The sequence below is a fragment of the Pseudomonas sp. 05N433 genome (genome assembly GCF_056396925.1).
The window spans coordinates 72,803-97,370 of the sequence record NZ_JBFTML010000003.1 but is presented as its reverse complement, the minus strand read 5'-3'; the positions used below and the strand labels follow the sequence as shown (position 1 = coordinate 97,370).

Here is a 24,568-nt window from a genome sequence, read left to right as displayed (position 1 = left end):
TCCCGAGGGTCGGCGCCTTGAAATGCTTTGTAGCATTAGCCGATATCAGTCTCATTAATAGAAGGTTGCAGGCCCCATCAACCGGGGCCTGCGGCCTATTGACGCAGCAGGAACTTGAGATCGCTCGGGGCATCCATTGGCAGTTTTTGCACGGTTTTGCCCAACAGACCGGTCTTGGCGTCACGCTCGATGACGACAATCTGGTTGCTCTTCTGGTTGGCAATCAGCACGAATTTGCCGCTCGGGTCGAGACTGAACTCGCGCGGGTGATCGCCGTCCACTGAGCGACGCTGAAGCTCCTTGAGGTGGCCGGTTGCCGGGTCGATGGCGAACACCAGCAACTGATTGGCGGTGCCACGGTTGCTGACGTAAAGGAACTTGCCATCGGCCGAGGCGTGAAGCGCAGCCGCGGCCTTGCCCGATGTGGGCAGYCCCGCCGCCAGATCGACCAACTGCGTTTGTTCGAGTTGGCCGTCCTTGTAATCGAACACCGCCACCTGCGCGCTCATTTCCATGGTCAGCCAGGCGTGCTTGCCATCGGCGCTGAACAGTAAATGTCGCGGCCCGCTGCCGGGGGGCAACGGGACGGACGCGGGTTTGGCGGCAGTCAACGGCAGTTCCGGATTGGCCTTGGGGTCGAAGCGATAGATAAAGATCTTGTCCGCGCCCAGGTCATTGGAAAACACGTATTGACCATCCGGCGAAGAGATCGCCGAATGCACGTGCGCCGACATCTGCCGCACGGGGTCGATCCGGCTGGACGGATGACCGCTCATCTGCACGACGGGTTTCAGCTTGCCATCGGGGCTCACCGGTAACACCGCCAGGGTGCCGCCCGGGTCTTCAGCCACCGAGTAGTTGCTGACAAACAGATGGCTGGCATCACCGCTGATGCTCGAATGGGTCGGCTCGTTGCCCAGGGTTTGCACCTGGTTGATCAGGCTCAGCTCATGGGTTTTCGGATCGATTGCGTAACTGCTGACGCGCCCTACCGGATCGGCCTGCCCCGGGCCGTTTTCGTTGACCGCGAACAAGCGACGTTGATCCTTGGACACGGTCAGCCAGGACGGGTTGGCGCTCTTCACCACTTGCAGCGGCTTGGCATCGATCTGCCCGGTGCGGCTGTCGAAGTTCAGGCGATAAATCCCCTGGCTCTGGCCGGCGGTGTACGACCCCACCAGTAATTCGTAGTTGTCGACCGGCGCCGCCTGCACGCCCATCGCGCCGACGCTGCCGGCGATCAACAGTGGCCAGAAGTTACGCATCCTCATTCGTTTCGTCCTCGTCATCCTGACCACCAAACGCTTCCATAGGCACCAGCCGGTGTTCACCGGAATCACCGGTGATGATCCAGCTCTTCAAATCGGGATCGAAAGTCGCTGCCTTGATCTGCGCCATGCTGAACTCCCAGCGCTTGAGCGCCCGACCGTCCATGCATTCGATGTGCAGGTTATCGTCTTCATCGAGAGAGAAGTCGAAAGCGTGCAGCCCGTCGATCTCCAGCATGTCGCAATGTTCGAGGGCGTTGAGCAAGGTGTCGTTTACGGCAGTCATGGCAGTCAATCTTTGAATGGGAAAGACGCAATGATAGCTCAATGCGGGAACGGACTGTGGCGAGGGGGCTTGCCCCCGTTTGAGTGCGTAGCACTCACAAAATCTTTGGTACATCAGCGATTTTGGGGCTGCTTTGCAGCCCAACGGGGCGGTGCGGCGTTCCGACAAGCCCCCTCGCCACAGCCGTTAGAGCGCTTCTCGTGATGGTTTGCCATCGACCAAACGTTGGATGCGCAACGGATTGCCATTCTTCAACGCGTCCGGCAGCAGGCTGTCGGGGTAGTTCTGGAAGCACACCGGGCGCAGGAAACGGTCGATGGCCAGGGTGCCCACCGAAGTGCCGCGCGCATCGGAAGTCGCTGGATACGGTCCGCCATGGACCATCGAATCGCAGACTTCCACACCCGTCGGATAACCGTTGAGCAAGATCCGCCCGACCTTCTGCTCCAACAAGGGCGTCAGCTCACCGAAGCGTTCGAAGTCCGCCGGCTCACCGATAATCGTTGCCGTCAGTTGCCCGTGCAGGCCGTTCAGCGCAGCACTGAGTTGCGCCTGATCCGCCACTTCAACAAACACCGTGGTCGGGCCGAACACTTCCTCTTGCAGCACTTCATCGCCATCGAGCAACAGACTCACATCCGCCTTGAACAATTGCGGCTGCGCCTGATTGCCTTGTTGCGGATTACCGGCCAAGTGCTCGATTTTCGGATGCGAAAGAAGCTTGTGCAGGCCTTTGCCATAGCTGCTCAAGGTGCCGGCGTTGAGCATGGTTTGCGCCGGCTGATCGCCGATCAGCCCGGCCACCTGCTGCACGAACGCACTGAACTGCGGCGAACGAATGCCGATCACCAGCCCCGGATTGGTACAGAACTGCCCGCAGCCCTGCACCACTGAAGCCGTGAGGTCACGGGCGATGCTTTCAGCACGAGTATCCAGCGCCTGCGGTAACACGATCACCGGGTTGATGCTCGACATCTCGGCGAACACCGGAATCGGCTGCGGCCGTGCCGCGGCCATGTCGCACAGCGCCCGACCGCCTTTCAGTGAACCGGTAAAACCGACCGCCTGAATCGCCGGGTGCTTGACCAGCGCTTCCCCTACTCCACCACCGTAGATCATGTTGAACACACCGGCCGGCATGGCGGTTTTTTCAGCGGCGCGAATCACCGCGTCGGCCACCCATTCAGCGGTTGCCATGTGGCCGCTGTGGGCCTTGAACACCACCGGGCAGCCGGCGGCCAAGGCCGAAGCGGTGTCACCGCCAGCCGTGGAAAACGCCAACGGAAAGTTACTCGCGCCAAACACCGCCACCGGCCCCAGGCCAATGCGGTACTGACGCAGGTCCGGACGCGGCAGTGGCTGGCGTTCCGGCAGCGCCAGATCGATCCGCGCGCCATAGAAATCACCACGCCGCAGCACCTTGGCGAACAGACGCATCTGGCCGCTGGTGCGCCCACGCTCACCTTGAATCCGCGCCGCCGGCAACGCGGTTTCGCGGCAGACCACGGCCACGAACTCATCGCCAAGGGCGTCCAGTTCATCGGCAATCGTGTCCAGAAATTGCGCACGGCGCTCGGCGCTCAGGCTGCGATAGGCCGGGTAAGCGGCGGCAGCAGCCTTCGCGGCGGCGTCGACCTCTGCAACGGTGGCCTGGTAGAAATCGTGGGGCAAGGCCTCGCCAGTGCTGGCATCGACGCTCTGCAGTTTGACGGTGCCGACAGCACTACGCTGGCCGCCGATGTAGTTGTGACCAAGAATCCGGGTCATGGGTGTCTCCTTAAAGTGTGCCGACGGTGCCGGGTTCGAACGCTGCTTCAACCGGAGCGATGCCGTTGATCAAGGGTGCGCCGAACTCAGCCTGGCTGATCTCGAACACATCACCCGGCCGGGTACGGATGCCATCGGCGAAGGACAGGGTCGCGGTGCCGAAGAAGTGGATGTGCACATCGCCGGGGCGCAGGAACTGGCTGTACTTGAAATGGTGATACTCGAGGTTTTCCAGGCTGTGGCACATGTTGGCTTCGCCACTGAGGAACTCGTTCTGCCAGAGCACTTCGCCGTCGCGCAGGATGCGACTGGTGCCCGCCAGGTGTTGCGGCAATTCGCCGACCCGAAGCTCCGGGCCATAGCTGCAACTGCGCAGTTTCGAATGGGCCAGGTAAAGGTAATTCTTGCGTTCCATCACGTGATCGGAGAACTCGTTACCCACCGCAAAACCGAGGCGATACGGTTTGCCGTCGTGGCCGATGACATAGAGGCCGCTGAGTTCGGGCTCTTCCCCGGCATCTTCAGCAAAGGGTGGTAGCGGGAAAGGCTTGCCCGGTCGCACGACGATGCTGCCATCGCCCTTGTAGAACCATTCCGGTTGCACGCCGGCCTGGCCGGCTGCAGGTTTACCGCCCTCCACACCCCACTTGAAGATGCGCATGGTGTCGGTCATCGCCGCTTCATCGCCGGCCTGCTGATGCATTTTGTCCCGAGCCGAGGCGCTGCCCAAATGGGTCAGGCCGGTGCCGCTGACCAGCATATGCGCCGGGTCCGGGTGATCCAGCGGCGGCAGGATGCGCAGCTTGGCCAGCAATTCGGCATAGTTGTGGCTGATGCCCAGCCCCAGGGTTTGAACCTGTCGCTCAAGAGTGGTGCCCGCCTCGATCGCCGCCAGCGCCAGATCCCGCACCGTGTGCGCATCCTGCACTTCACGCACCAGACCGTCTTCGACCACGCCGACGCGGCGTTCGCCATTACTCAATTCGAACTGAACTAAACGCATGAACCTTCTCCTGTTAATGCAAAACTTGTTGGCCAATCTCGCGTCAGGTACGGGTAGCACCGCGGGCACTTGCCGCGAACTGGTCGGCCGGCAGCACATGCTTGCGTTCCAGCAGGCGATACACCACGCCGGTCAGGACCAGGCCGAACACCATCACGCAGGACAGGAAATACAGCCCCGACGCCAGGTTGCCGGTGTACTCCTTCAGCGCACCAATCACGAACGGGCCGATGTAGCCGCCGAGGTTGCCCACCGAATTGATCAACGCGATTCCTGCCGCCGCACTGGCGCCGGCGAAGAAGCGCCCCGGCAAGGTCCAGAACACCGCCGTGCAGGAAAACAGCGCGAACGCCACCAGGCACAGCGCCGCCAGTTGCAGCACCGGTACCGACAGCCAGGCGCTGAGGAACAGGCCGATGGCACCCAACACATACAGCACCGCCAGATGACCGTAGCGATCATTCAGGCGGTCGGAACTGCGCGGAATGATCAGCAAACCGATGATTCCGAAGATGTACGGCACCGATGACACGAACCCGGTCACCAGGTCCGTGCCACCGAACTGCTTGATCAGCGTCGGCAGCCACAAACCGAGGCCATAGATGCTCAAGGTCACCGGCAGATAGAACAGCGCCAGCAGCAACACCCGTTTGTCCTTCAGTGCATGCAACGGATTGCCGTGGCAGGTCTGGCCATACTCGGCGAGGTCTTTTTTCAGTTCCCCGGTCAGCCAGTCTTTCTCGGATTGATCCAGCCATTTCACTTGGTCCGGGCCGTCCGGCAAGTAGCGCAGCACCGGCCAGGTCAGCAGGATCGCTGGCGTACCGATAACGATGAACAGCCACTGCCAGCCGTGCAGGCCAAGCGTGCCGTCCATACCGAGCAAACCGCCGGACACCGGGCCGGTGATCATCATGGCGATGGGTTGGGAAAGGATGAACAGCCCGAGGATCTTGCCGCGATGGCGAATCGGGAACCATTGGGTGATGTAGTACAGCACGCCTGGAAAGAACCCGGCTTCGGCCGCGCCGAGCAGAAAACGCATCACATAGAAGCTGTTCGGGCCCTGGACGAACGCCATGCCGATGGTGATAGCGCCCCAGGTGACCATGATCCGCGCGAACCAGCGTCGAGCGCCGAAGCGGTCGAGCATCAGGTTGCTGGGGATCTCCAGCAGAAAGTAGCCAATGAAGAAAAGCCCGGCACCAAATCCGTAAGCCGCATCACCGATGCCGACGTCGGCGCCCATGTGCAGCTTGGCGAACCCCACGGCGGAGCGATCCACATAGGCGATCAGGTACAGCAGGATCAGGAAGGGAATCAGTTTCAACGTGATGCGACGGATAAGCCGCAATTCCTGGCTCATGAGTTCGGTCTCCGATTGTTGTTGTTATAGAACCTCGGGGGACGCCTCTCGCGGAAAACCATCAGGGCCATCCCTCCGTTGAAAACGACTATATAGTATTACTATTTAACCAACAACACTTCCAAACAGCCGAAATTGCGCTTATGTTACGCCACAACTCGAACAATATAGTCATACAATAAGAGAACCGATCATGACTGATAAGAAACCCACCCTGCGCTCCGCCCAATGGTTTGGCACTGCCGACAAGAACGGCTTCATGTACCGCAGCTGGATGAAGAATCAGGGCATCGCCGACCATCAGTTCCACGGCAAGCCGATCATCGGCATTTGCAACACCTGGTCGGAACTGACTCCGTGCAACGCGCATTTCCGCCAGATCGCGGAGCACGTCAAACGCGGGGTGATCGAAGCCGGTGGCTTTCCTGTGGAATTCCCGGTGTTCTCCAACGGCGAATCGAACCTGCGCCCCACCGCCATGCTCACCCGTAACCTGGCGAGCATGGACGTCGAGGAAGCCATTCGCGGCAACCCGATCGATGGCGTGGTACTGCTCACCGGTTGCGACAAAACCACTCCGGCGCTGCTGATGGGCGCGGCCAGTTGCGACGTGCCGGCGATCGTCGTCACCGGTGGGCCGATGCTCAACGGCAAGCACAAGGGCCAGGACATTGGTTCAGGCACGGTGGTGTGGCAGCTCAGCGAACAGGTCAAGGCTGGCACGATCACCCTTGATGATTTCCTCGCGGCCGAGGGTGGCATGTCCCGTTCCGCCGGGACCTGCAACACCATGGGCACCGCCTCGACCATGGCTTGCATGGCCGAAGCGCTGGGCACGTCCCTGCCCCACAACGCGGCGATTCCGGCAGTCGATGCGCGCCGTTATGTGTTGGCGCACATGTCGGGTATGCGTGCGGTGGAGATGGTTCGCGAGGATTTGAAGCTGTCGAAAATCCTCACCAAGGAAGCCTTCGAAAACGCCATCCGGGTGAACGCTGCCATCGGCGGTTCGACCAACGCGGTGATCCACCTGAAAGCCATCGCCGGACGCATCGGTGTCGAACTGGACCTGGATGACTGGACCCGCATCGGTCGCGGCATGCCGACCATTGTCGACCTGCAACCGTCCGGGCGCTTCCTGATGGAAGAGTTCTACTACGCCGGTGGCTTGCCTGCGGTGCTGCGTCGCCTGGGCGAAGCCAACCTGATTCCGAACCCGAACGCCCTCACCGTCAACGGCAAAACCCTCGGCGAGAACACCAAGGACGCGCCGATCTATGGTCAGGACGAAGTGATCCGCACCCTCGACAACCCGATCCGCGCCGACGGCGGCATCTGCGTGTTGCGCGGCAACCTGGCGCCACTGGGTGCGGTGCTCAAGCCCTCTGCGGCGAGTGCCGAGCTGATGCAACATCGCGGGCGCGCGGTGGTGTTCGAGAATTTCGACATGTACAAGGCGCGGATCAACGATCCGGAACTGGACGTGGACGCCAACTCGATTCTGGTGATGAAAAACTGCGGGCCGAAGGGTTATCCGGGCATGGCCGAAGTCGGCAACATGGGCTTGCCGGCCAAGCTGCTGGCCCAGGGTGTGACGGATATGGTACGGATTTCCGACGCACGCATGAGCGGCACGGCGTACGGAACCGTGGTCTTGCATGTGGCACCGGAAGCCGCCGCCGGCGGGCCTTTGGCGGCAGTGAAGGAAGGCGACTGGATCGAGCTCGATTGCGCCAGTGGACGTTTGCATCTGGACATTCCGGATGCCGAACTGGCCGCGCGCATGGCCGATCTGCAACCGCCACAACAGTTGCTGGTGGGCGGCTATCGCCAGCTGTACATCGACCATGTGCTGCAGGCGGATCAGGGCTGCGACTTCGACTTCCTCGTCGGTTGTCGTGGAGCCGAGGTGCCGCGTCACTCTCACTGACCCTCTGGATTCTGTAACCACAGTAGAACCTGTGGCGAGGGAGCTCCCTCGCCACAATGATTGTGCCCGCCACGCCTGCTATCATGCGCAGCACCCCATCGCACAGGACCGCGCCGTTCCCCATGGATTACCGCAAACCCTCCGACCGCAAAAGCATGCACTCGCGCATCGTCCAGGAATTGGGCATGCAGATTGTCTCGGGACGCTTCAAACCGGACGACAAACTGCCCGCCGAAGCCCTGTTGTGTGAGGAATACGCGGTCAGCCGGCCAGTCCTGCGCGAAGCGACCCGAGTGCTGGTTGCCAAGGGCCTCGTGTATTCCCGACCGCGGGTCGGCACCGTGGTCAAGCCGCGCCGGGAGTGGCACATGCTCGACCCGGACGTGCTGCACTGGCTGATGCAAAGCAGCCCGCAGAATGAGTTCTTCAGCCTGCTGACCAGCGTGCGCAGCATCATCGAACCGGCCGCTGCAGCCCTGGCCGCGCAGTTCGCCACCGACGCAGACATCGCCTCCATCGGTGAAGCCTACCAACGCATGGAGTCAGCACCGACGCCTGAAGCCTTGTTGCAGCCGGACCTGGATTTCCACAGCCGCATCGCCGACGCGACCCACAACGACCTGCTGGCGAACCTGTGCAACATGTTGTCGGTGGCGATTGCCGAAGCCTTGAAGCACTCCAACCAACGGCCGAACCTGCATGAACTGGCGTTGCCTCGGCATAAGGCGATTCTCACGGCTATCGAGAATCGCGATGCGCTGGGTGCGCGGCATGCGACGTTGGTGCAACTGGACGATGCGCGTAACGCGCTGAATGTGGTGCTCGGCACCGATCCCGCATAACCACCACAATTCCCCTGGGCTCATTGCCACCACGTAGTCATCCCTTAGATCATCGAATTGTCGGATCTGCGGTATCCCGTTACCGCACATCCATTCCGGCCTCGCCTTACTTTGCGTGACTCAACCCATGCAAAGGATTGCATCATGCCGATACCTGCATCCCCCCCTGCCACGGCGGACATGACCGATATCATCGCGCACGCCGTCAGCGCCCGCTTCAGCTCCCGCCCCACCCTGCGCTCGGAAACCGCTCGCCTGCTCAAGGACGGCGTACTGGAAAAGTACCCGCAACTGGACTTCGACCCTGAGCGAACCAAAATCGCGCAGCCGATTCCCAACGGGGCCTGGCGCCTCACGTTACTGCTGGACTTGGTACTGGATTATCTGGCCAGCGGCACACCTGTCGATTTCAGCGAGCGGTTCGGTCGTGCCTGCTTTCTGACCAACCGTGCGCCCGCGCAACTGACTGTCGGCAAAACCACATCACGCCTGCCTGATCTCCAGGTGATTGCGGGGGTCATCCTTGAGCTGCCCGACTTGCTGCACATCGGGCTCCAGGAATCGCTGACCCTTTACTGGAACCAAAAGGACGAGGCCGGCGTCAGCCGCTGGCAATGGCTGGGAAACTTGCTGGCCGGCGTCCTGCAGACATCCGCGACCCGCCTGTCGAAAAGCAACCCGGTGCAGGCCGGGATTCTCGCGGAGCTGGCCAGCCACCCGGACAACCTGCAGCGTCTCCAGCAATCCTGGTCAAAAGGCCCCATACAAGCCTGCACCCTACAAACCACCCTGACCAACGGTGACGTCTCCATTACGCTGCAGGCCTCCGAGCTCCTGGTGACTTGTGGTGAAACCCATTTGTTGTGCAGCGTGACCGGCAAAATCGAGCCCTTCGCTTCCCTGGAAGCTTTCGGCCTGGCTTGGGGCGCACGGTTTCAGCGGGCATACAAAGCCGATGCCATCACCTGGAAGCGGTTTGAGCCGGACGGCAACATCTTTGACATTCAGGCTGCCCTGCTCCTGAACCGGCAGCTGGAAAATCTGGCTGAGCTCAAACTGCCTGCCAGCCAGGGCCTGGGCGAGTTGGTGAAACACGTTGACGCGATCACCGAAGTCGCCACGCTGTTCATCGACAGCCAACCGGACGAGGCCGCTTTTCAACCGATACAGGCGTCGATTCCCTGGTGGTTGCAAGCGGCGACACCCACTGACCGCATGGCCTATCGCAAGCACGTCCTGGCCATGGCCAGCGTCAAGCAACAGACCCAGGGGCGCACCTTCAACGATGGCATCGACGACCTTCGTACGTTTGCCCGAAAAGCCTTGCACAAGCAGATGCAGGAAGATTATCCGCTGGCGCCCGGTTACAACTCCGACGAGCTGGAACTGACTTTTCATGTACCCGTCGGTGACCTCGGCAGCGGCTACATCGAAACCGTCAAAATCACCCTGACCGAGCTGGCGATCAACAATCTCGCCGCAAAACCCAAGGGCCGCATGACTGTCCGTCACACCGGAGACCAACTGATTCAGCAGTGGACTACCGACGCCTATCTGCTGGACCTGGTGAGCCGGGTCAATGTCGGCCAGCACTATCCCGAACTGATCGAAACCTTGCTGCTCGGCGAGACCGACGACGCACGGGAGCGGGAACGATTGTTCGCGCTGGAACTGTCGGTTCATCTCCCCCTGCTGGCCCTCGAACATTCGATCAAGGGTGAGCACGGGTTCACCCATCTGGGGTATCGCTATGTCGATGCGTTGATGAATCGCACCGCCGCCGAACGGGTCGTCAACGAACAGGCCGTGGTCATCCGGCCCCTGGCGTTCCAACGCAAGGACGGCGCCGACTGTGATGTGGCCGCCAACATGTTCATCATCGAGCCCAAAGACTTGCAGGCCTCTGGCCCGCATATCCTCTATCGCCCGTTGTACACCCCGTCACTGCAGCAATACGCCGCTCGCAGCGACTTGCTCAAAGCGATCGCGCAACAGGGCGCGCTGCAAACCAGCGTGCTGACCTGGCTCCCGGACCGCGCACGTCCGGTTTACGACAACAACGGTTTCAACGAACCGCATATCAACCACTTTCACATCGGCGACGAGTTCTCACCGCCCGACAAGCCGAAACCGGCGATTCTGGCAGGCGACGAAGCTGCGGCCCGGTGGCTCAGTGCAGTGGAGGAAGGTCGATTGCCGGCCAGCCTGTTCGCCAGCAACGCCCGGGCGCTGGCCGATCTGGCTGACAGGCAATCGGTGTCCAATGCCGAAAGCCGTTGGGCGATCATCCTTGAGGGTGGCTGGCTGGTCTTTAACAACCTGGTACTGCCACTGTTGCGCGGCCCGGCAATGCTGGTGGGCTGGATGCTGCAAATCACCCATAGCCTGATCAACGACCTGCCCGCACTGGACAGTGATGACCCAACTACCCGGAATCTGGCCTGGATCGATGTGCTCTTGAACATCGGCCTGCTCCTTTTGCATGTCGCACGAACTCAAGGTGAACGGCCTGCACTCGCGCCAGAGCGCATGGGCGAAGACGCTCCGGTGACCCTCGATCCGCTGCGCCGTCTGTTGCCACTGGACTTGCTGCATCCCGAGACAACCATCACTCAAGAAACACCCGGACTGCCCTCCGAACCGCCGGGCAGTGGCAATACGTTGCTGGATTTCAACCTGTCGACCGCTCGGGACTCGACCTCGGCGCGGCTGTTCAACAAGCTGCAGGCGGTCAAGGTTGCATGGCCCGCGTCTCTGCCAGAGCCTGTTGCAACCGGTCCGTTCAAGGGGCTGTACCGGATCGACAACAAATGGCACGTCACGGTCGCCGGCCTGCTGTTTCGCGTGAGTGTCGTGCCCGGTTTCGGTGAGGCCTACCTGGTGCATCCCGAGCATCCCGACCATCCGGGAATCAAGCTCAAAACCGATGGATACGGCCGGTGGACGCTGGATCAAGGGCTGAAACTGCTCGGCGGARGACGTAACGCCAGGCGGGATGCCCTGCGCGAGAGCAAACAACAACGCATCAGCCTGCTGGAACTGAACCACCAGGAATTTTTGCAGCAACAGACGCAGGTGCAAAAACGCGTTGATATCGCGGAAAAGCTGATGGAGCTGAAAACAAACGACCCCGCCAGCAGCGAGCAGGATCGCACCACTTTTCGCCAACGGTTCGCAGACGAGCTGGACAAACAGAGCGAAACCTATGTCACGGCGCTTGCCGAAATCCGCGAAAAAAGCGCTCTGAGCAAAACTGATCCCGATCCAAACCTGCAGCGCAACCTGCTGGAGAATCTCATCAACAACACGCGCAAACGTGTGGTCATCGCTGACCGGGAACGGGAAGCCACCAATCGAACTTACGCGGACTTGACCCGCGGTATCGAACACTTGCGCGAAGCAATCAAGGACAAGGGCAACGTCGTACTGGATCGATACTTCGAATTCATGCGCAGGACCTCCGAAGTCAACGAAACCATGATCAGGTTCTACGAAGAAACAGAGAGCCGACTTGCGGAGCTTAAACACCTGTCTCGCTTGGGCTTGGAGGACTGGAAACGGTTGACCGACAATCGCTCCGAGAATGAATTGACCGCTTTGCGAGTCAAATCCTACCAACTGAGCATCTTGCGTATTCTCAGCCTGAAGGAACTGGGTAGCGCCACCATGGCCCCACTCGAACGCGCACTCGATCCCCTGATGTTGCTGTCTCGCTCCCATTCCGAACTGCAAACTTCTCGCACTTATAACAATAGCGATCGGATCGCCGTTCTGGACAACCTGGTCGATCACTACCGCAAAGCACTGGATGGGCTTGAAAGTATCGGCATCTTCAATGCCGAAGAATTACAGCCGGCGGCCTTCAATCGCCTGCGAGAGATCATCGGTGAACTGCGCCTCGATGCCGAGCGACGTCTGGCCGATGACCTTCAAAATCTCCCGCAACCTTCGGTCTCCGAGCCCGGTCCGTCTTCACCCGGAGCCAGCAAGCCCCCGATCCAGCGCCCCTCTTCATGGGCCAGTCGCAAGCGGGTCATCAAAACCGCCAAGGGCACTCTGATCGGCGATATTCGCCCCCGCGTGGCTAACCAGGGCGGAGACATTGTTGATATCAACGGTCCACTCGAAGATGCACCACTGGCTTCGTTCCATGAACATGAACCGAATGTCTGGGTAGAAATGATCGAGGTCAGGCAGCCCGCACCCAAGGCCTCCGCGCACTCCTACGCACAGCTCAAAGGGGATGCCCGCAAGGCCATCGCCAATGTCGACAAGCAGGTAAGGAAAATCGAGGGTTACGCGCAACGCGCAAGCTCACCCAAGGAAATTGAAGAACAATTGCAACGCGAAGCACAAAAGCTGACCGGGTATGCCGAGGGTCTGGAACACCATGAGGCCCCCTCGCCAAACCGGGAACAAGATGCCTCGTTAATCCGCGATTTACGCGATCACGCGCGAGCCCTCGACAGTAAGGCATCGGAACTGCGCATCCGCATGACACTGGCCCAGCCCCCCAGCAGTGAGGGTGTGGAGTTTCTGTTACGGTGCAAGGAGGTTTACCCACGCATGATCGGTAATCGCGTACAACTGAAAACCGGACGTAAAGACTTCATGCAGGAGTACGTCCTGTTGAACAAAGACGATCAACCCTGGGGGTACGCGCATTTCCACTATGAGCGCTTCGATGATGCCAAGACGCAATATACCCAGGCCCATCTGAAAACCAGGGAACAACGCTTCGAAACCTACGAATCGGCGATGGCCAAGGCTACAGATCCGAAACAGAAAATCGATATCCACCGCGGGATCATCAGCAAGGAACTGGCCAACAGTGCATTCCTGACGCTACAACCACGCTGAGTGATTCGGTCCCTGTCTAGTCCTGAAACAGGTGTAAACCTTATTCAGGACTAGACACCCCCATAAAAAAAGCCGCAACCTGAGTTGCGGCTTTTTGGGTCAGGCTGACGCCTAGTGAGCAAACAGCGAGTTGCCCTTCTGCCCCGCCAGTTTCTCTGGCTTGATCAGGAACCGTGCCAGCGCCGGCAACAGCCACAACGCGCCAAACATGTTCCAGAGCAGCATGAAGGTCAGCATCAGGCCCATGTCGGCCTGGAACTTGATCGCCGAGAAGATCCAGGTGCACACGCCGATTGCCAGGCACAGACCGGTGAACAACACAGCTTTACCGGTGGATTTCAGCGTCTGGTAGTACGCCTCTTGCAGCGACAGACCGGCACGCAGGAAGCTTTCCAGGCGACTGTAGATGTAGATCCCGTAATCCACGCCGATCCCCACCCCGAGTGCCACCACTGGCAAGGTCGCCACTTTCACACCGATGCCCATGAACGCCATCAGTGCGTTGCCGAGCACCGAGGTCAGCACCAGCGGCAGCACGATGCACAAGGTCGCCGCCCAGGAACGGAAGGTGATCATGCACATGGTCGCGACGCAGATATACACCAGCACCAGAATCGTCAGTTCGGAACGCTTGATCACTTCGTTGGTGGCGGCCTCGATCCCGGCGTTACCGGCCGCGAGGAGGAATTCCAGGCCTTCCTTGTTGTTGTCCTTGGCGAAGTCCTGCACCGCATGAACCGCGCGATCCAGGGTTTCGGCCTTGTGATCGTTGAGGAACACCAGCACCGGCGCCAAAGAGCAATTGTTGTTGTACAGACCATCGGCACGGGCGATGGAGTTGTTCAGCACGTCCGGATTGCGCGACAGGGTTTCCCATTTCAGGTTGCCCTCGTTCATGCCCTTGATCATTTGCTTGGACACGGTCACCAGCGAGATCGCCGACTGCACGCCCTCGGTGTTCTGCATCTTCCACATCAGCTCGTCGATCGGTGCCATGGCTTCATAGCGCGAGCACCCTTCAGGCTTGGTCTTGACCATTACCACCAGCACGTCGGAACTGGTGGAGTAGTTGTTGATGATGAAGCTGTTGTCCTTGTTGTAACGCGAGTCCGGACGCAGTTCCGGCGCGCCCTGGTCGAGGTCGCCGATTTTCAGGTTCTGGCTGTACCAAAGGCCACCGCCAAAGGCGATCAGCGCCAGGAGAATGGAGACCGGTGCGACTTTCGGGCTGGCAAAGTTCGCCAGCAGGCGCCAGAAGGGATGCTCGCGGTGCGCGTCTTTCTTGCTGCGGTCGACGGCGCGTTTGCTGATACCCACGTAGGAAATAGCTACCGGCAGCAGGATCAGGTTGGTGAATACGATCACCGCCACGCCGATGGACGCGCCGATGGCCAGTTCACGAATCACGCCGATGTCGATGATCAACAGCGTGATAAAGCCCACCGCATCCGCGAGGATCGCGATCATCCCCGGCAGGAACAACTGACGGAATGTTCGCCGCGCCGCAGTCAGTGCGTTGTCCGCCTCGCTGGACTGCAAGGCGATACCGTTGATTTTCTGCACGCCGTGGGAAATCCCGATGGCGAAGATCAGGAACGGCACCAGCATCGAGTACGGATCCAGCCCGAAGCCGAAAAAGTGCATCAAGCCGAGCTGCCAGACCACCGCCACCAGCGTCGTACTCAGTACTGCCACGGTGCTGCGCATGCAGTTGGTGAACCAGTACAGCAGGATCAGGGTGATGACGAAGGCGACGCCGAAGAACATCACCACCATGACCAGCCCATCGATCAGGTCGCCGACTTTCTTGGCGAACCCGACAATGTGGATCTTCACGTTAGGGTTCTGGGTTTCGAACTTGTTGCGGATCTTGTCTTCAAGTTCATGCGAGAACTTGCGGTAGTCCAGTACCAGCAACTTGCCCTGGTCTTGCGGGTCCGGGTAGGACTCCAGCAGCGGGATGTCGACGATGCTCGACTTGAAGTCGTTGGCCACCAGCCGCCCGACTTGCCCGGACTTGAGCACGTTGTTGCGCAGCAGGTCGAGGCTCTGCTGGGAGCCGTTATAGCTCTGGGGAATCACCTCACCACCGGCGAAGCCCTCCTCCGTCACCTCGGTCCAGCGCACGCTCGGGCTCCACAGCGACTTGAGGCCGGAACGGTCGACGCCGGAGATGTAGAACACCTCGTCGTTGATCTGGCGCAGAGTCTCCATGTACTCCTTGGAGAAGATGTCGCCATCGGTGGCTTCAACGGAAATCCGTACGGTGTTGCCCAGGTTCGCCAGATCGTTGCGGTGCTCCATCATCTTTTCAATGAACGGATGCTCGAGCGGGATCATTTTTTCGAAACTGGTGGACGGCCGGATCAGCGTCGCCTGCCAGAACAGGAAAATACTGACCAGCAGGCAGATGACGATCACCGCCGGGCGGTTGTTGAAGATCAGGCGCTCAAGAAACGTCGCCTTGTCCTGATGAGGAGTGCTTAAGGATGTCATAGACCCGCCTTCTTATTATTTGCCCGGCTCATTTGGACGACCCGTTTGTGCCATTCTCTGCGCCCGTTGGCGAGGTGACGCGCACGCCGCCCTGGCCTGCCAGAATCAGATTACCGTTACCCGCCGCCGTGACCGACGAGACGGAAATGCGATCGGGACGGTTGAACACGCTGAAGGTTTCGCCGTCGTCGCTGCTGCGAATGACACTGCCACCATTGCCGACGATCACGATGGAACCGTCGTCGAGCAATGTGGCGCCGGACAGGCCGAATTCCAGCGCACCCCGTGCAGCCTTGAGTTCGACCTGCTCCCAGGTGGTGCCGAAATCCGTGGAGCGGTAGAGATTGCCCCTCAAGCCGTAGACCAGCAGCGTGGCCGGTTGCGCGGTGCCGATGACGCCGAACAGCGAGCCCTCGTAGGGGCCTTCAAGCTTTTCCCAGGTCTGCCCTTCATCGGCGGAACGGAACATGCTGCCCTGCTCGCCGACGATGAAAATGCCGGAATCCTTGACTGCAGCTATGGCGTTGAGGTGGTACTGGTCTTCGTTGGCCAGGCGATCGCTGACGTCTTCCCAGTTTTTGCCACCGTCGGTGGTTTCCAGCAAGGCACCGTAGGCGCCCACGGCATAGCCGCTGTTGACGTCCTTGAACCAGACGTCGAGCAGCGGCGATTCGCGGCGCAGGTCTTCGAATTGCTTGGTCCAGGTGACACCGCCGTCTTCACTGGCGAGGATCTGCGCGTCATGGCCGACGGCCCAACCGTGCTTGTCATCGACAAAAAATACCGCTGTCAGCAGTTGCCGGGTCGGCACCTTGGCTTGGGTCCAGGTTGCGCCCTGGTCATCGGAATAAAGAATGTGCCCGCGATCGCCGACCGCCACCAGGCGTTTGCCGGCATGCACGACATCGAGCATCAGGCCTTTGCTGGCCTTGGCGGATTCAATGGAATAAACCACGTCGGTGGTCGGCGCGGCAGCGGCCAGCACAGGAGCCGACAACACGGCACAACCCAACAGCGAGAGCGCTGTAGCCAGCAACGCGAACCTGCGTAACGCCGGCGGGCGGCAAATACTCACACCCATGACAGGCTCACTCATAGACCTTCCCCCATTATTATTGTTAGGTCATTCAACCTTTCAGGGCGCCGTAAGGGGGTGCTCACCGGGACTGCCCTATTCCAGAGCATAGTCCTGAAACCCGCAATCCAGAGCCCCTTCGGAAGCTGGGCTTATCCTATCGGGGTTTGGAAAGGTCTGACAATCGACGCCACGTTATGTTTTGTTAACCGGGGGGATATGCGCAGAGACTGAATGGAGGGACATTCGCAGAGGTGATCGGGGTCTGGGGTACATATCCGTTTCTGCGGTAACGGCGGCTGGCGGTTTCGCTCTTACAGCGAGTCACTTTCGAAAAGCGCGAAAGTAACCAAAGCGCTCTTGCCCCTGTCGTTCGGCCCTTCGCCTAGGCTCAGGGTGCCCTCGTTCCGGTCCTGCTCCGTGGGCCCGCCGCCATCGGCCATCCATGGCCGGGGGCGGCTAACCCGGCATCCATGCCGGGTTGCCCACTACGCAGAACCTCCACTCGGCCTCTCGAGGGGGCGGTGCGTCAAAATCAAAAACAAGGCGGCCTACCGGCCGGCCTGATCTCAAGCGGACGCATTTCCCTGTAGGAGATGTCGAGCGAAGCGAGGCTGCGATCTTTTGATCTTGCATTTGCTTTGCTTTGGCTTTTGATCTTGATCTTGATCTACCCGCCCCTTCGGGAGGCTGAGCGCAGGTGTTCATCTGGGGATTGGCGCGCAGCGCCGTTCGACGCAGTCGAACCCATCGCATGTAGGTCGTAGCGAAGCAGACCGTAGGGCGATGCCCCCAGATGGATACCGGAGCGAAGGAACGCCGAGCCTCAGCGAGGGGCCGGACGCTTGGGGCGAGACCTTTTGGGTACTTTTGGGGCGTTTGCCAAAAGTGCCTCGCCGTAAGGGCGAAACCCTAAGTAGCCGTTACCGCAGAAATGGATATGTACTCCATCAAAAATCCCGGTCGGCTATCAGGCCGCCATCGCGAGCAAGCCCGCCCCCACAAGGTCCGAGTGAACACTTGAGAGAGCAGGCAACCAGATCAGGCCAGGCTTTTGCTGACCACTTCGTACACGTCGCTGGACAGCTGCCCCGAAGCGAGAATCCGCTCCAGTTCGCCTTTCATCAACGCCTGACGGGCGCTGTCGTACTTACGCCAGCGCGTCAGCGGCGCCAGTTGGCGAGAAGCAATCTGCGGATTGAAGCCGTTGAGCTCAATCACCAGATCCGCCAGGAACCGATACCCGGAACCATCCGCCGCGTGGAAGTTGATCAGGTTCTGCCCGGCAAACGCGCCGACCAGTGCCCGCACCTTGTTCGGATTCTTGATGTTGAACGCCGGGTGTTGCATCAAGGCTTTGACCCGCGCCAGACCGCCTGGCAATACACTGCCGGCCTGAACGCTGAACCACTGATCCATGACCAGCGGATTGTCCTTGAAGTGCTCGGCGAAGCTCGCCAGTGCCTTGGCTTTCTGCGTTTCGAACGGCGAATTCACCAACACGGCCAACGCGGTCAGGCGCTCGGTCATGTTGTCGCAGCTGTCGAACTGCTCAAGGGTTGCCGCCAATACTTCTGGCTTGTCGCTGAGCATCAGGTAGGACAACGCAATGTTCTGCAGTGCGCGGCGGGCGAAGTGCTCGGCCTCGGCCACATACGGAGTCTTCTTCGACAGATCGCGATTGGCCTGATAACGCAGCCACAGCGCTTCGAACAGCGTGTCCGCCAGTTGCTTGCGCGCAAATTCGCGAGCGGTGTGGATCGCTTCCACATCAGCCACTTCGCTGATTTCGGTCAGGTATGCCTCGCTTGGCAGCGAGAGCATTTCAGCGACCATCGCCTGATCCAGCGTCTCGTCGGACAGCACGGTACGCAGGGCTGCAACCAGACGCTGATCCAGCACCAGCGCCTCGCCCTTCTGCTGCTGGGCGATCAACTCTTGCAGCACCTGCACCGACAACTGCTGGCCGGCATCCCAACGGTTGAAACCGTCGCTGTCATGCTGCATCAGGAACATCAGTTGATCGCGGTCGTACGGGAAGCTCAGTTTCACCGGCGCCGAGAAGCCGCGCAGCAACGACGGCAGTGGTTTTTCAGCAATGTCGACGAAAGTGAAAGTCTGCTCGGCTTCAGTCACCGAGATCACCCGCGAAGTGCCTTGAGCACTGGCTTCACCGGACAGACGCAATGCAATTGCCGCGCCTTTCGAATCAAGCAGACCCAGCTCCACCGGAATCACGAACGGCAGCTTCTCAACCTTGTCCGGGGTTTCCGGGCAGCTCTGGCGGAAGGTCAGGCTGTAGGTTTTCGCCGTGGCGTCGTAGGACTCGCTCACCGCCAGACGCGGTGTGCCGGCCTGGCTGTACCAGCGCTTGAACTGGGTCAGGTCGACGCCATTGGCATCTTCCATGGCCTTGATGAAGTCGTCGCAGGTCACGGCCTGGCCGTCATGGCGTTCGAAGTACAGGTCGCTGCCTTTGCGGAAGCCATCGGCCCCGAGCAAGGTGTGGATCATGCCGACCACTTCCGAACCCTTTTCGTACACGGTCAGGGTGTAGAAGTTGGAAATCTCGATGAAGCTGTCCGGGCGTACGGCGTGAGCCATGGGGCCGGCGTCTTCGGCGAACTGGTGGGTGCGCAGGTACGCCACGTCCTGGATGCGCTTGACCGTGGCCGAGTTCATGTCGGCCGAGAACTCCGAATCGCGGAACACGGTGAAGCCTTCCTTGAGCGACAGCTGGAACCAGTCGCGGCAGGTCACGCGGTTGCCCGACCAGTTGTGGAAGTATTCGTGGGCGACGATCGCTTCGACCCGCTGGTGCGCGGCGTCGGTAGYGGTTTCGGCACGGGCCAGCACGGCGCTGGAGTTGAAGATGTTGAGGCCCTTGTTCTCCATGGCGCCCATGTTGAAGTCGTTGACCGCGACGATCATGAAGATGTCCAGGTCGTACTCGCGACCGTAGACTTCTTCGTCCCAACGCATGGACTTCTTCAGGCTGTTCATGGCGTGCTGGCACTTGTCGATGTTTTCTGGCTCGACATAAATGCGCAGCGCCACGGAGCGCTCGGTCATGGTGGTGAAAGTGTCTTCGACACACCACAAGTCACCGGCCACCAACGCGAACAGGTAGGCAGGCTTCTTGAATGGGTCTTCCCAGGTCGCCCAGTGGCGGCCGTCTTCGCCGGGACCGGAGGCAATCGGGTTGCCGTTGGACAGCAGCACCGGATAGCTGTGCTGCTCGGCGACCACCGTGGTGGTGAACGTGCTCATCACGTCCGGGCGGTCGAGGTAATAGGTGATCTTGCGGAAACCTTCGGCCTCGCACTGGGTGCAGAACATCGTGCCGGATTTGTACAGGCCTTCCAGGGCGGTGTTGGTTTCCGGGTGGATCCGGACGCTGGTGTCGACCGTGAAGCTTGTTGCGGTCGGGTGCAGGGTCAGATGGTTCTCGGTCAGTTGGTAGTCGGTGGCGCTCAGCTCCTGGTCGGCCAGGGTCACCGACAGCAGCTCGAGTTGCTGGCCGTCGAGCACCAATGGCGGCAGGCCCGGGCCACGCTCAGGGTTGCGGCGCATCACCAGTTGCGCATGGACCAGGCTGTGGTCCTCGAACAACTCGAAGGTCAGGTGCGTCTCGTCGATCAGGTACTCGGGCGCCTGATAGTCCTTCAGGTAAATCATCTTCGGTTGTTCGGTGCGCATGCTTGAGTCCTTACTGATGCACGGCGAGCTGGTAGGCCGTGTATTTACGAATATTGATCACGCCGGTGTCGAAAATCAGGTATTGACCCTTGATCCCCAACAGCGTGCCTTCGGCAATCGGGTTCTTGTCCAGGTTGAAGCTGACGATTTTGGCCGGGTACTGCTCGACCGGATAGCGGATTTCGAGCGGTTCGACATCGGTAATTGTCTGGATTGCTTGTAGGCCGAATCGTTCCTGCAAACTGTGCAAACCTTCGGCACAGCTTTCAAACAGCTGATCGCGAACCTGCGCCAGGTCCACCGACACCGCATCGCCCTTGAGCAAAGCACGCCAGTTGGTCTTGTCAGCGACTTGACTGCGGAACAGGTCTTCGACGAAGCCCGACTGCTGGCGGGTCGAGACGCGCACGATCGGCAAGGCCTGGCTGGCACCCTGATCGAGCCAACGGGTCGGCAGTTGGGTGGCGCGGGTAATGCCGACCTTGATCCCCGACGAATTGGCCAGGTAAACCACATGGTCGGTCATGCAGAACTTCTCGCCCCACTCAGGCTCCCGGCAAGTGCCGGCATCGTAGTGGCAACGCTCCGGGCTCATGATGCAGATGTCACACTGCGCCAGTTTGGTCATGCACGGGTAGCAGTAACCCTGGCTGAAACTGGTTTTGGTCTTGCGTCCGCAATGGGTGCAGTGGATCGCCCCCAGGTACTCCAGGCGCACCGTGGTGCCGATCAACGGATTGACCGGTACCTCGGCGTCGCCCAGACGAAAAGCGTACTGCACGTTCGGCCCGTCAAGGCGCGCCGACATTTTGCTGATTGCACCGCGGCCAATCTCGATCAATGGATGGCATCCGACTTGAACAGAATATTCGGCACTTCGATCGACTTCGACGCGCACTCCTGCGGGCCCATGTAGCCGGTGCGCTGTTCCTCGGGCAGGTTCTGGATTTCCCAGGCGATCATCGCTTGCAGGGACAGTTCGCGCTGCTCGGCGGTGAGTTTGCCACCGTCGGACCATTTGCCGATTTCCACCGCCAGTTTCAGGCTCTGGTAGATATCCGGGGTAATGTTTTTGATCATTTCGTTGAAAGAGGACATCAAGGGCTCCGCGCTCTTCATTCATAACTGATTAGACGGCCAGTTTACGGCGGTTGTACAAACCGCCCAACAAACCGGTGAAGCATCCGATGAGTAACCCGCCGACGTGGGCCGCGTTGGCAATTTCGCCGAAACCGATCATCGAGACCAGCCCCGACAGGCACAACAACAGCCACACCAGCATCATCACCAACACCCCACGAGGCAGGCGATAAGCAGGGTTCGGCGACAACAACTGGAAGATCCAGCAATGCCCGAGCAGGCCGTACAGCACCCCGGACAACCCGCCAAACAGGGTCGGGCCGCTGAAAAAAAACTGGGCATAGTTGGATACCAGGCTGAACAGCAACGTCAGGCCGATCAGGTTGATGCTGCCCTGACGCGACTCGATGCGCCGCCCCAGCTCCCAATACCACATGCCGTTCATGGCCAGGTGCAGGATGCCGAAGTGGATCAGCATCGGCGTCACCAGACGCCACCACTGCCCCGCCGCCAGGCTGTCGGCCAGTGGCGTGAAATGGATGTAGTCGCCGACCACGCGGAAATCGAGGAAGGTCAGCCAGCGCATCGTCTCGAGGTTTTCGCCCAGCAGCGTCACCACGCCGACGATCAGGCTCAGCAACAGCACGAACGCCGTGGCCTTGCTGTGGCGCAATTGCTCGACAAAACCCGGACGTTGCAGGGTCGGCGCCACCGGGATATCCAGTTGCTGATCGGGGTCGCCGGCCGGAAAGCGTTCGTACAACGAGCGCACGTCTTCGCTGATGCTGGCCGGTACCCACAGTACCTGCTCGCCCGCCTCTTCGCTGACCCGATGGGGCACTTGCATGCGCTGCAGCAGTTTGACGAACCCGCTCAAATCTACCGCCAGTGGTAGACGCAATACCGCCACCGCCGTCATTGCAACACCTCCGGCCGCTCGACATCGACCCAGACAAATTTATGCGGGTCGAGACGGGTTTCCTGATCCAGACGATAAGCGACCAGTTTGCCGTAGAGCACCGCGCTGTAATCCAGGCACGCCAGGTTCGGGCGGATCGGCGCCGGTTTGCCGCTGCGCCAGTAGTGGCCGACGAACAGCATCGGCTCATCGATGCCGTAGCGCAGCAAGTTGTCTTTTTCACTGGACGACAGCGGTGTGCGGGCCACCGGCTCGGGCAAGGCGTCGGGCTGGAACACGATGTCTCCGTAGGTTTGCGGGTCGTCTTCCCAGAATTTAGTGCGGAAAAACGAGCGCGTCAGGCCGTCGCCGCTGGTCATGGTCAAACCGTGGGGCAAGCGCATGTCGGTGCCGCGCAGCAGGCGATCGAACACGGTGCAGGCGAAACTGCCGGGCACTGCGGAGGCCTGGAGGAAATGCTCGTCGATGCAACCGTCGGGGAACAACCCGCGCAACGGCTCGATCAGGCTGGCATCCCAACAGGCATGCACCACGCGGAAACGCTCGGCATCGACGAACAATGGCAGCTTGTAGAACCATTGCAGGAAGTCGTGCCAATCCTGGGGATGATCTTCGAACTGGGTCAGGGTTTCCTGAAGCAGGCGGGCGTGGCGCGGGGTGTGCTCGCGCACGAACTGTTTGCCGCTGCCCGGCAGCGCCGGCGTGCTCCAGCCGAGGGCGTTGAACTCATGGTTGCCCATGATGCACAGCGCCTGGCCGGCCTCGACCATGTCGTGGACGATGTGCAGCGCCTCGCGAATCCGCGGGCCGCGGTCGATGATGTCGCCGAGGAACACCGCCATGCGCGACGGATGCCGCCAGACACCTGCCTGTTTGTGGTAACCGAGCCGGTCGAGCAAGTGCTCAAGGGTCAGAGCGCAACCGTGCACGTCACCGATCAGGTCGTAGCTACGCGCGGGATCGAGCATCAGTCGCCTCCACCACCCAACTTGCTGCCCCAGCCGAGCTTGGTCCGGCAGACTTCGTAGTAGTTGTGGTCGAGTGGGTGAATCAGCCGCAGCTTCTGCGCTTTCTTGCTGATGGTGATGGTGTCACCGGGCGCGCAGGTGAAGTGGTTCTGCCCATCACAGGAGACTTGCGGGTAAATCTGCATATCTTTGGACACGACGATTTTCAGCTCACTGTTGCCATCGACCACAATCGGCCTACCCGACAAGGTATGGGGGTACATCGGCACAATCACAATAGCGTCGAGCTTGGGATGCATGATCGGGCCGCCCGCAGACAGCGCGTAAGCGGTCGAACCGGTCGGCGTGGCAACGATCAGGCCGTCGGCCTTCTGGCTGCAGACGAACTGGCCGTCGATGTACAGCTCGAACTCGATCATTCGCGTCGACTTGCCGGGGTGCAGCACTACATCGTTCAGCGCATCGCCCTGGCCGATGGCCTCGGCGTGGCGCCGGACTTCGGCTTGCAACAGGAAGCGGTTTTCCACCAGGTAATGGCCGTCGAGCACTTCGGCGACTTTGACTTCCAGTTCATCGGGGCGAATATCGGTGAGGAATCCCAGGCTGCCACGGTTGATACCGAGCACCGGGATGTTGTGCCGGGCCAGCGCCCGGGCAGCGCCCAGCAGGCTGCCGTCACCACCGACCACAATCACCATGTCACAGACTTCACCGAGCATCTTGCGCGACGAAGTTTGCAGGCCATGGCCCGGCAGGACTTCGGCGATAGTGTCTTCGAGGATCACGTGCAGGTGACGATCGAGCAGAAACCGTTTCAGTCGGCGGACGGTATCCAGCACCTGAGAACTGCCCAGGCGACCGATGATGCCGATATTACGAAATTGCTCCATGGGGCTCCTATTGGGACGCGGCGGCCTGCGACGGCGAAAAACACGATTATGGGCGAAAGCGCGGCGTAGACAAAACCCTTTCAGCCACAACGGTGTGCTCTAGTTTCGGGCTATGCTCG

The 24,568-nt window shown here is 60.3% G+C and carries 16 protein-coding genes; 3 read left to right on the top strand and 13 right to left on the bottom strand.

The features are described from left to right. Positions 1 to 95: 95 nt before the first annotated feature. The 5 genes from AC1DIS_RS02055 to AC1DIS_RS02035 form a co-directional block, all read right to left on the bottom strand. Positions 96 to 1,265, bottom strand: a complete 1,170-nt coding sequence (locus tag AC1DIS_RS02055) for a lactonase family protein (RefSeq protein WP_086946148.1) — start codon at positions 1,263 to 1,265, stop codon at positions 96 to 98. Next, positions 1,258 to 1,554 (bottom strand): DUF5629 family protein, encoded by a 297-nt coding sequence (locus AC1DIS_RS02050; RefSeq protein WP_018926173.1) that lies wholly within the window; start codon positions 1,552 to 1,554, stop codon positions 1,258 to 1,260. The genes AC1DIS_RS02055 and AC1DIS_RS02050 overlap by 8 nt, the downstream gene beginning before the upstream one ends. A 186-nt stretch (positions 1,555 to 1,740) precedes the next feature. After that, positions 1,741 to 3,321 carry an aldehyde dehydrogenase (NADP(+)) gene (locus tag AC1DIS_RS02045; protein WP_477742992.1) on the bottom strand — a complete coding sequence of 527 codons (1,581 nt, stop codon included), beginning with the start codon at positions 3,319 to 3,321 and terminating at the stop codon, positions 1,741 to 1,743. A gap of 10 nt (positions 3,322 to 3,331) precedes the next feature. Beyond that, a complete protein-coding gene (gene araD1, locus AC1DIS_RS02040; protein WP_018926175.1) occupies positions 3,332 to 4,324 on the bottom strand; it encodes an AraD1 family protein in 993 nt (330 codons plus the stop codon). Between the two features lie 43 nt (positions 4,325 to 4,367). Next, complete coding sequence (locus AC1DIS_RS02035) at positions 4,368 to 5,690, bottom strand: MFS transporter (RefSeq protein WP_018926176.1); 1,323 nt, start codon at positions 5,688 to 5,690, stop codon at positions 4,368 to 4,370. Positions 5,691 to 5,883: 193 nt separating this feature from the next. On the opposite strand from AC1DIS_RS02035, the gene AC1DIS_RS02030 reads away from it, so the two are divergent. The 3 genes from AC1DIS_RS02030 to AC1DIS_RS02020 all read left to right on the top strand — a co-directional run bounded on the left by AC1DIS_RS02030 (position 5,884) and on the right by AC1DIS_RS02020 (position 13,322). Next, on the top strand, positions 5,884 to 7,620 hold the full coding sequence (locus tag AC1DIS_RS02030; RefSeq protein ID WP_018926177.1) for an IlvD/Edd family dehydratase: 1,737 nt from the start codon (positions 5,884 to 5,886) through the stop codon (positions 7,618 to 7,620). A 122-nt stretch (positions 7,621 to 7,742) separates the two neighbouring features. Then, the gene (locus AC1DIS_RS02025; RefSeq protein ID WP_018926179.1) at positions 7,743 to 8,462 is read left to right on the top strand and encodes a FadR/GntR family transcriptional regulator; all 720 of its coding nucleotides are present in this window, start codon (positions 7,743 to 7,745) and stop codon (positions 8,460 to 8,462) included. Positions 8,463 to 8,606: 144 nt separating this feature from the next. Next, positions 8,607 to 13,322, top strand: coding sequence for a dermonecrotic toxin domain-containing protein (locus AC1DIS_RS02020; protein ID WP_477780734.1), 4,716 nt, complete (start codon positions 8,607 to 8,609; stop codon positions 13,320 to 13,322). Between the two features lie 111 nt (positions 13,323 to 13,433). Here AC1DIS_RS02020 and AC1DIS_RS02015 read toward each other — a convergent pair whose 3' ends face one another. The 8 genes from AC1DIS_RS02015 to AC1DIS_RS01980 form a co-directional block, all read right to left on the bottom strand. Then, positions 13,434 to 15,818: an efflux RND transporter permease subunit gene (locus AC1DIS_RS02015; RefSeq protein WP_086946152.1), complete on the bottom strand. Its 2,385-nt coding sequence runs from the start codon at positions 15,816 to 15,818 to the stop codon at positions 13,434 to 13,436. A gap of 28 nt (positions 15,819 to 15,846) precedes the next feature. Next, positions 15,847 to 16,914 carry a WD40/YVTN/BNR-like repeat-containing protein gene (locus tag AC1DIS_RS02010; RefSeq protein WP_477742990.1) on the bottom strand — a complete coding sequence of 356 codons (1,068 nt, stop codon included), beginning with the start codon at positions 16,912 to 16,914 and terminating at the stop codon, positions 15,847 to 15,849. 1,020 nt (positions 16,915 to 17,934) lie between these two features. Beyond that, positions 17,935 to 20,592 carry an aminopeptidase N gene (pepN, locus tag AC1DIS_RS02005; protein ID WP_477780733.1) on the bottom strand — a complete coding sequence of 886 codons (2,658 nt, stop codon included), beginning with the start codon at positions 20,590 to 20,592 and terminating at the stop codon, positions 17,935 to 17,937. Between the two features lie 10 nt (positions 20,593 to 20,602). Continuing rightward, positions 20,603 to 21,433, bottom strand: coding sequence for a DUF2797 domain-containing protein (locus AC1DIS_RS02000; protein WP_018929611.1), 831 nt, complete (start codon positions 21,431 to 21,433; stop codon positions 20,603 to 20,605). Continuing rightward, the gene (locus AC1DIS_RS01995; protein ID WP_007937782.1) at positions 21,430 to 21,690 is read right to left on the bottom strand and encodes a YeaC family protein; all 261 of its coding nucleotides are present in this window, start codon (positions 21,688 to 21,690) and stop codon (positions 21,430 to 21,432) included. The genes AC1DIS_RS02000 and AC1DIS_RS01995 overlap by 4 nt, the downstream gene beginning before the upstream one ends. Positions 21,691 to 21,721: 31 nt before the next feature. Beyond that, entirely contained in the window at positions 21,722 to 22,591 is an 870-nt protein-coding gene (locus tag AC1DIS_RS01990) for a rhomboid family intramembrane serine protease (RefSeq protein ID WP_018929612.1), read from the bottom strand. Beyond that, positions 22,588 to 23,562 carry a metallophosphoesterase gene (locus AC1DIS_RS01985; protein ID WP_172901237.1) on the bottom strand — a complete coding sequence of 325 codons (975 nt, stop codon included), beginning with the start codon at positions 23,560 to 23,562 and terminating at the stop codon, positions 22,588 to 22,590. Before AC1DIS_RS01985 ends, AC1DIS_RS01990 begins: the two co-directional genes overlap by 4 nt. Continuing rightward, complete coding sequence (locus tag AC1DIS_RS01980; protein WP_007906781.1) at positions 23,559 to 24,449, bottom strand: NAD(+) kinase; 891 nt, start codon at positions 24,447 to 24,449, stop codon at positions 23,559 to 23,561. Before AC1DIS_RS01980 ends, AC1DIS_RS01985 begins: the two co-directional genes overlap by 4 nt. Positions 24,450 to 24,568 lie beyond the last annotated feature (119 nt).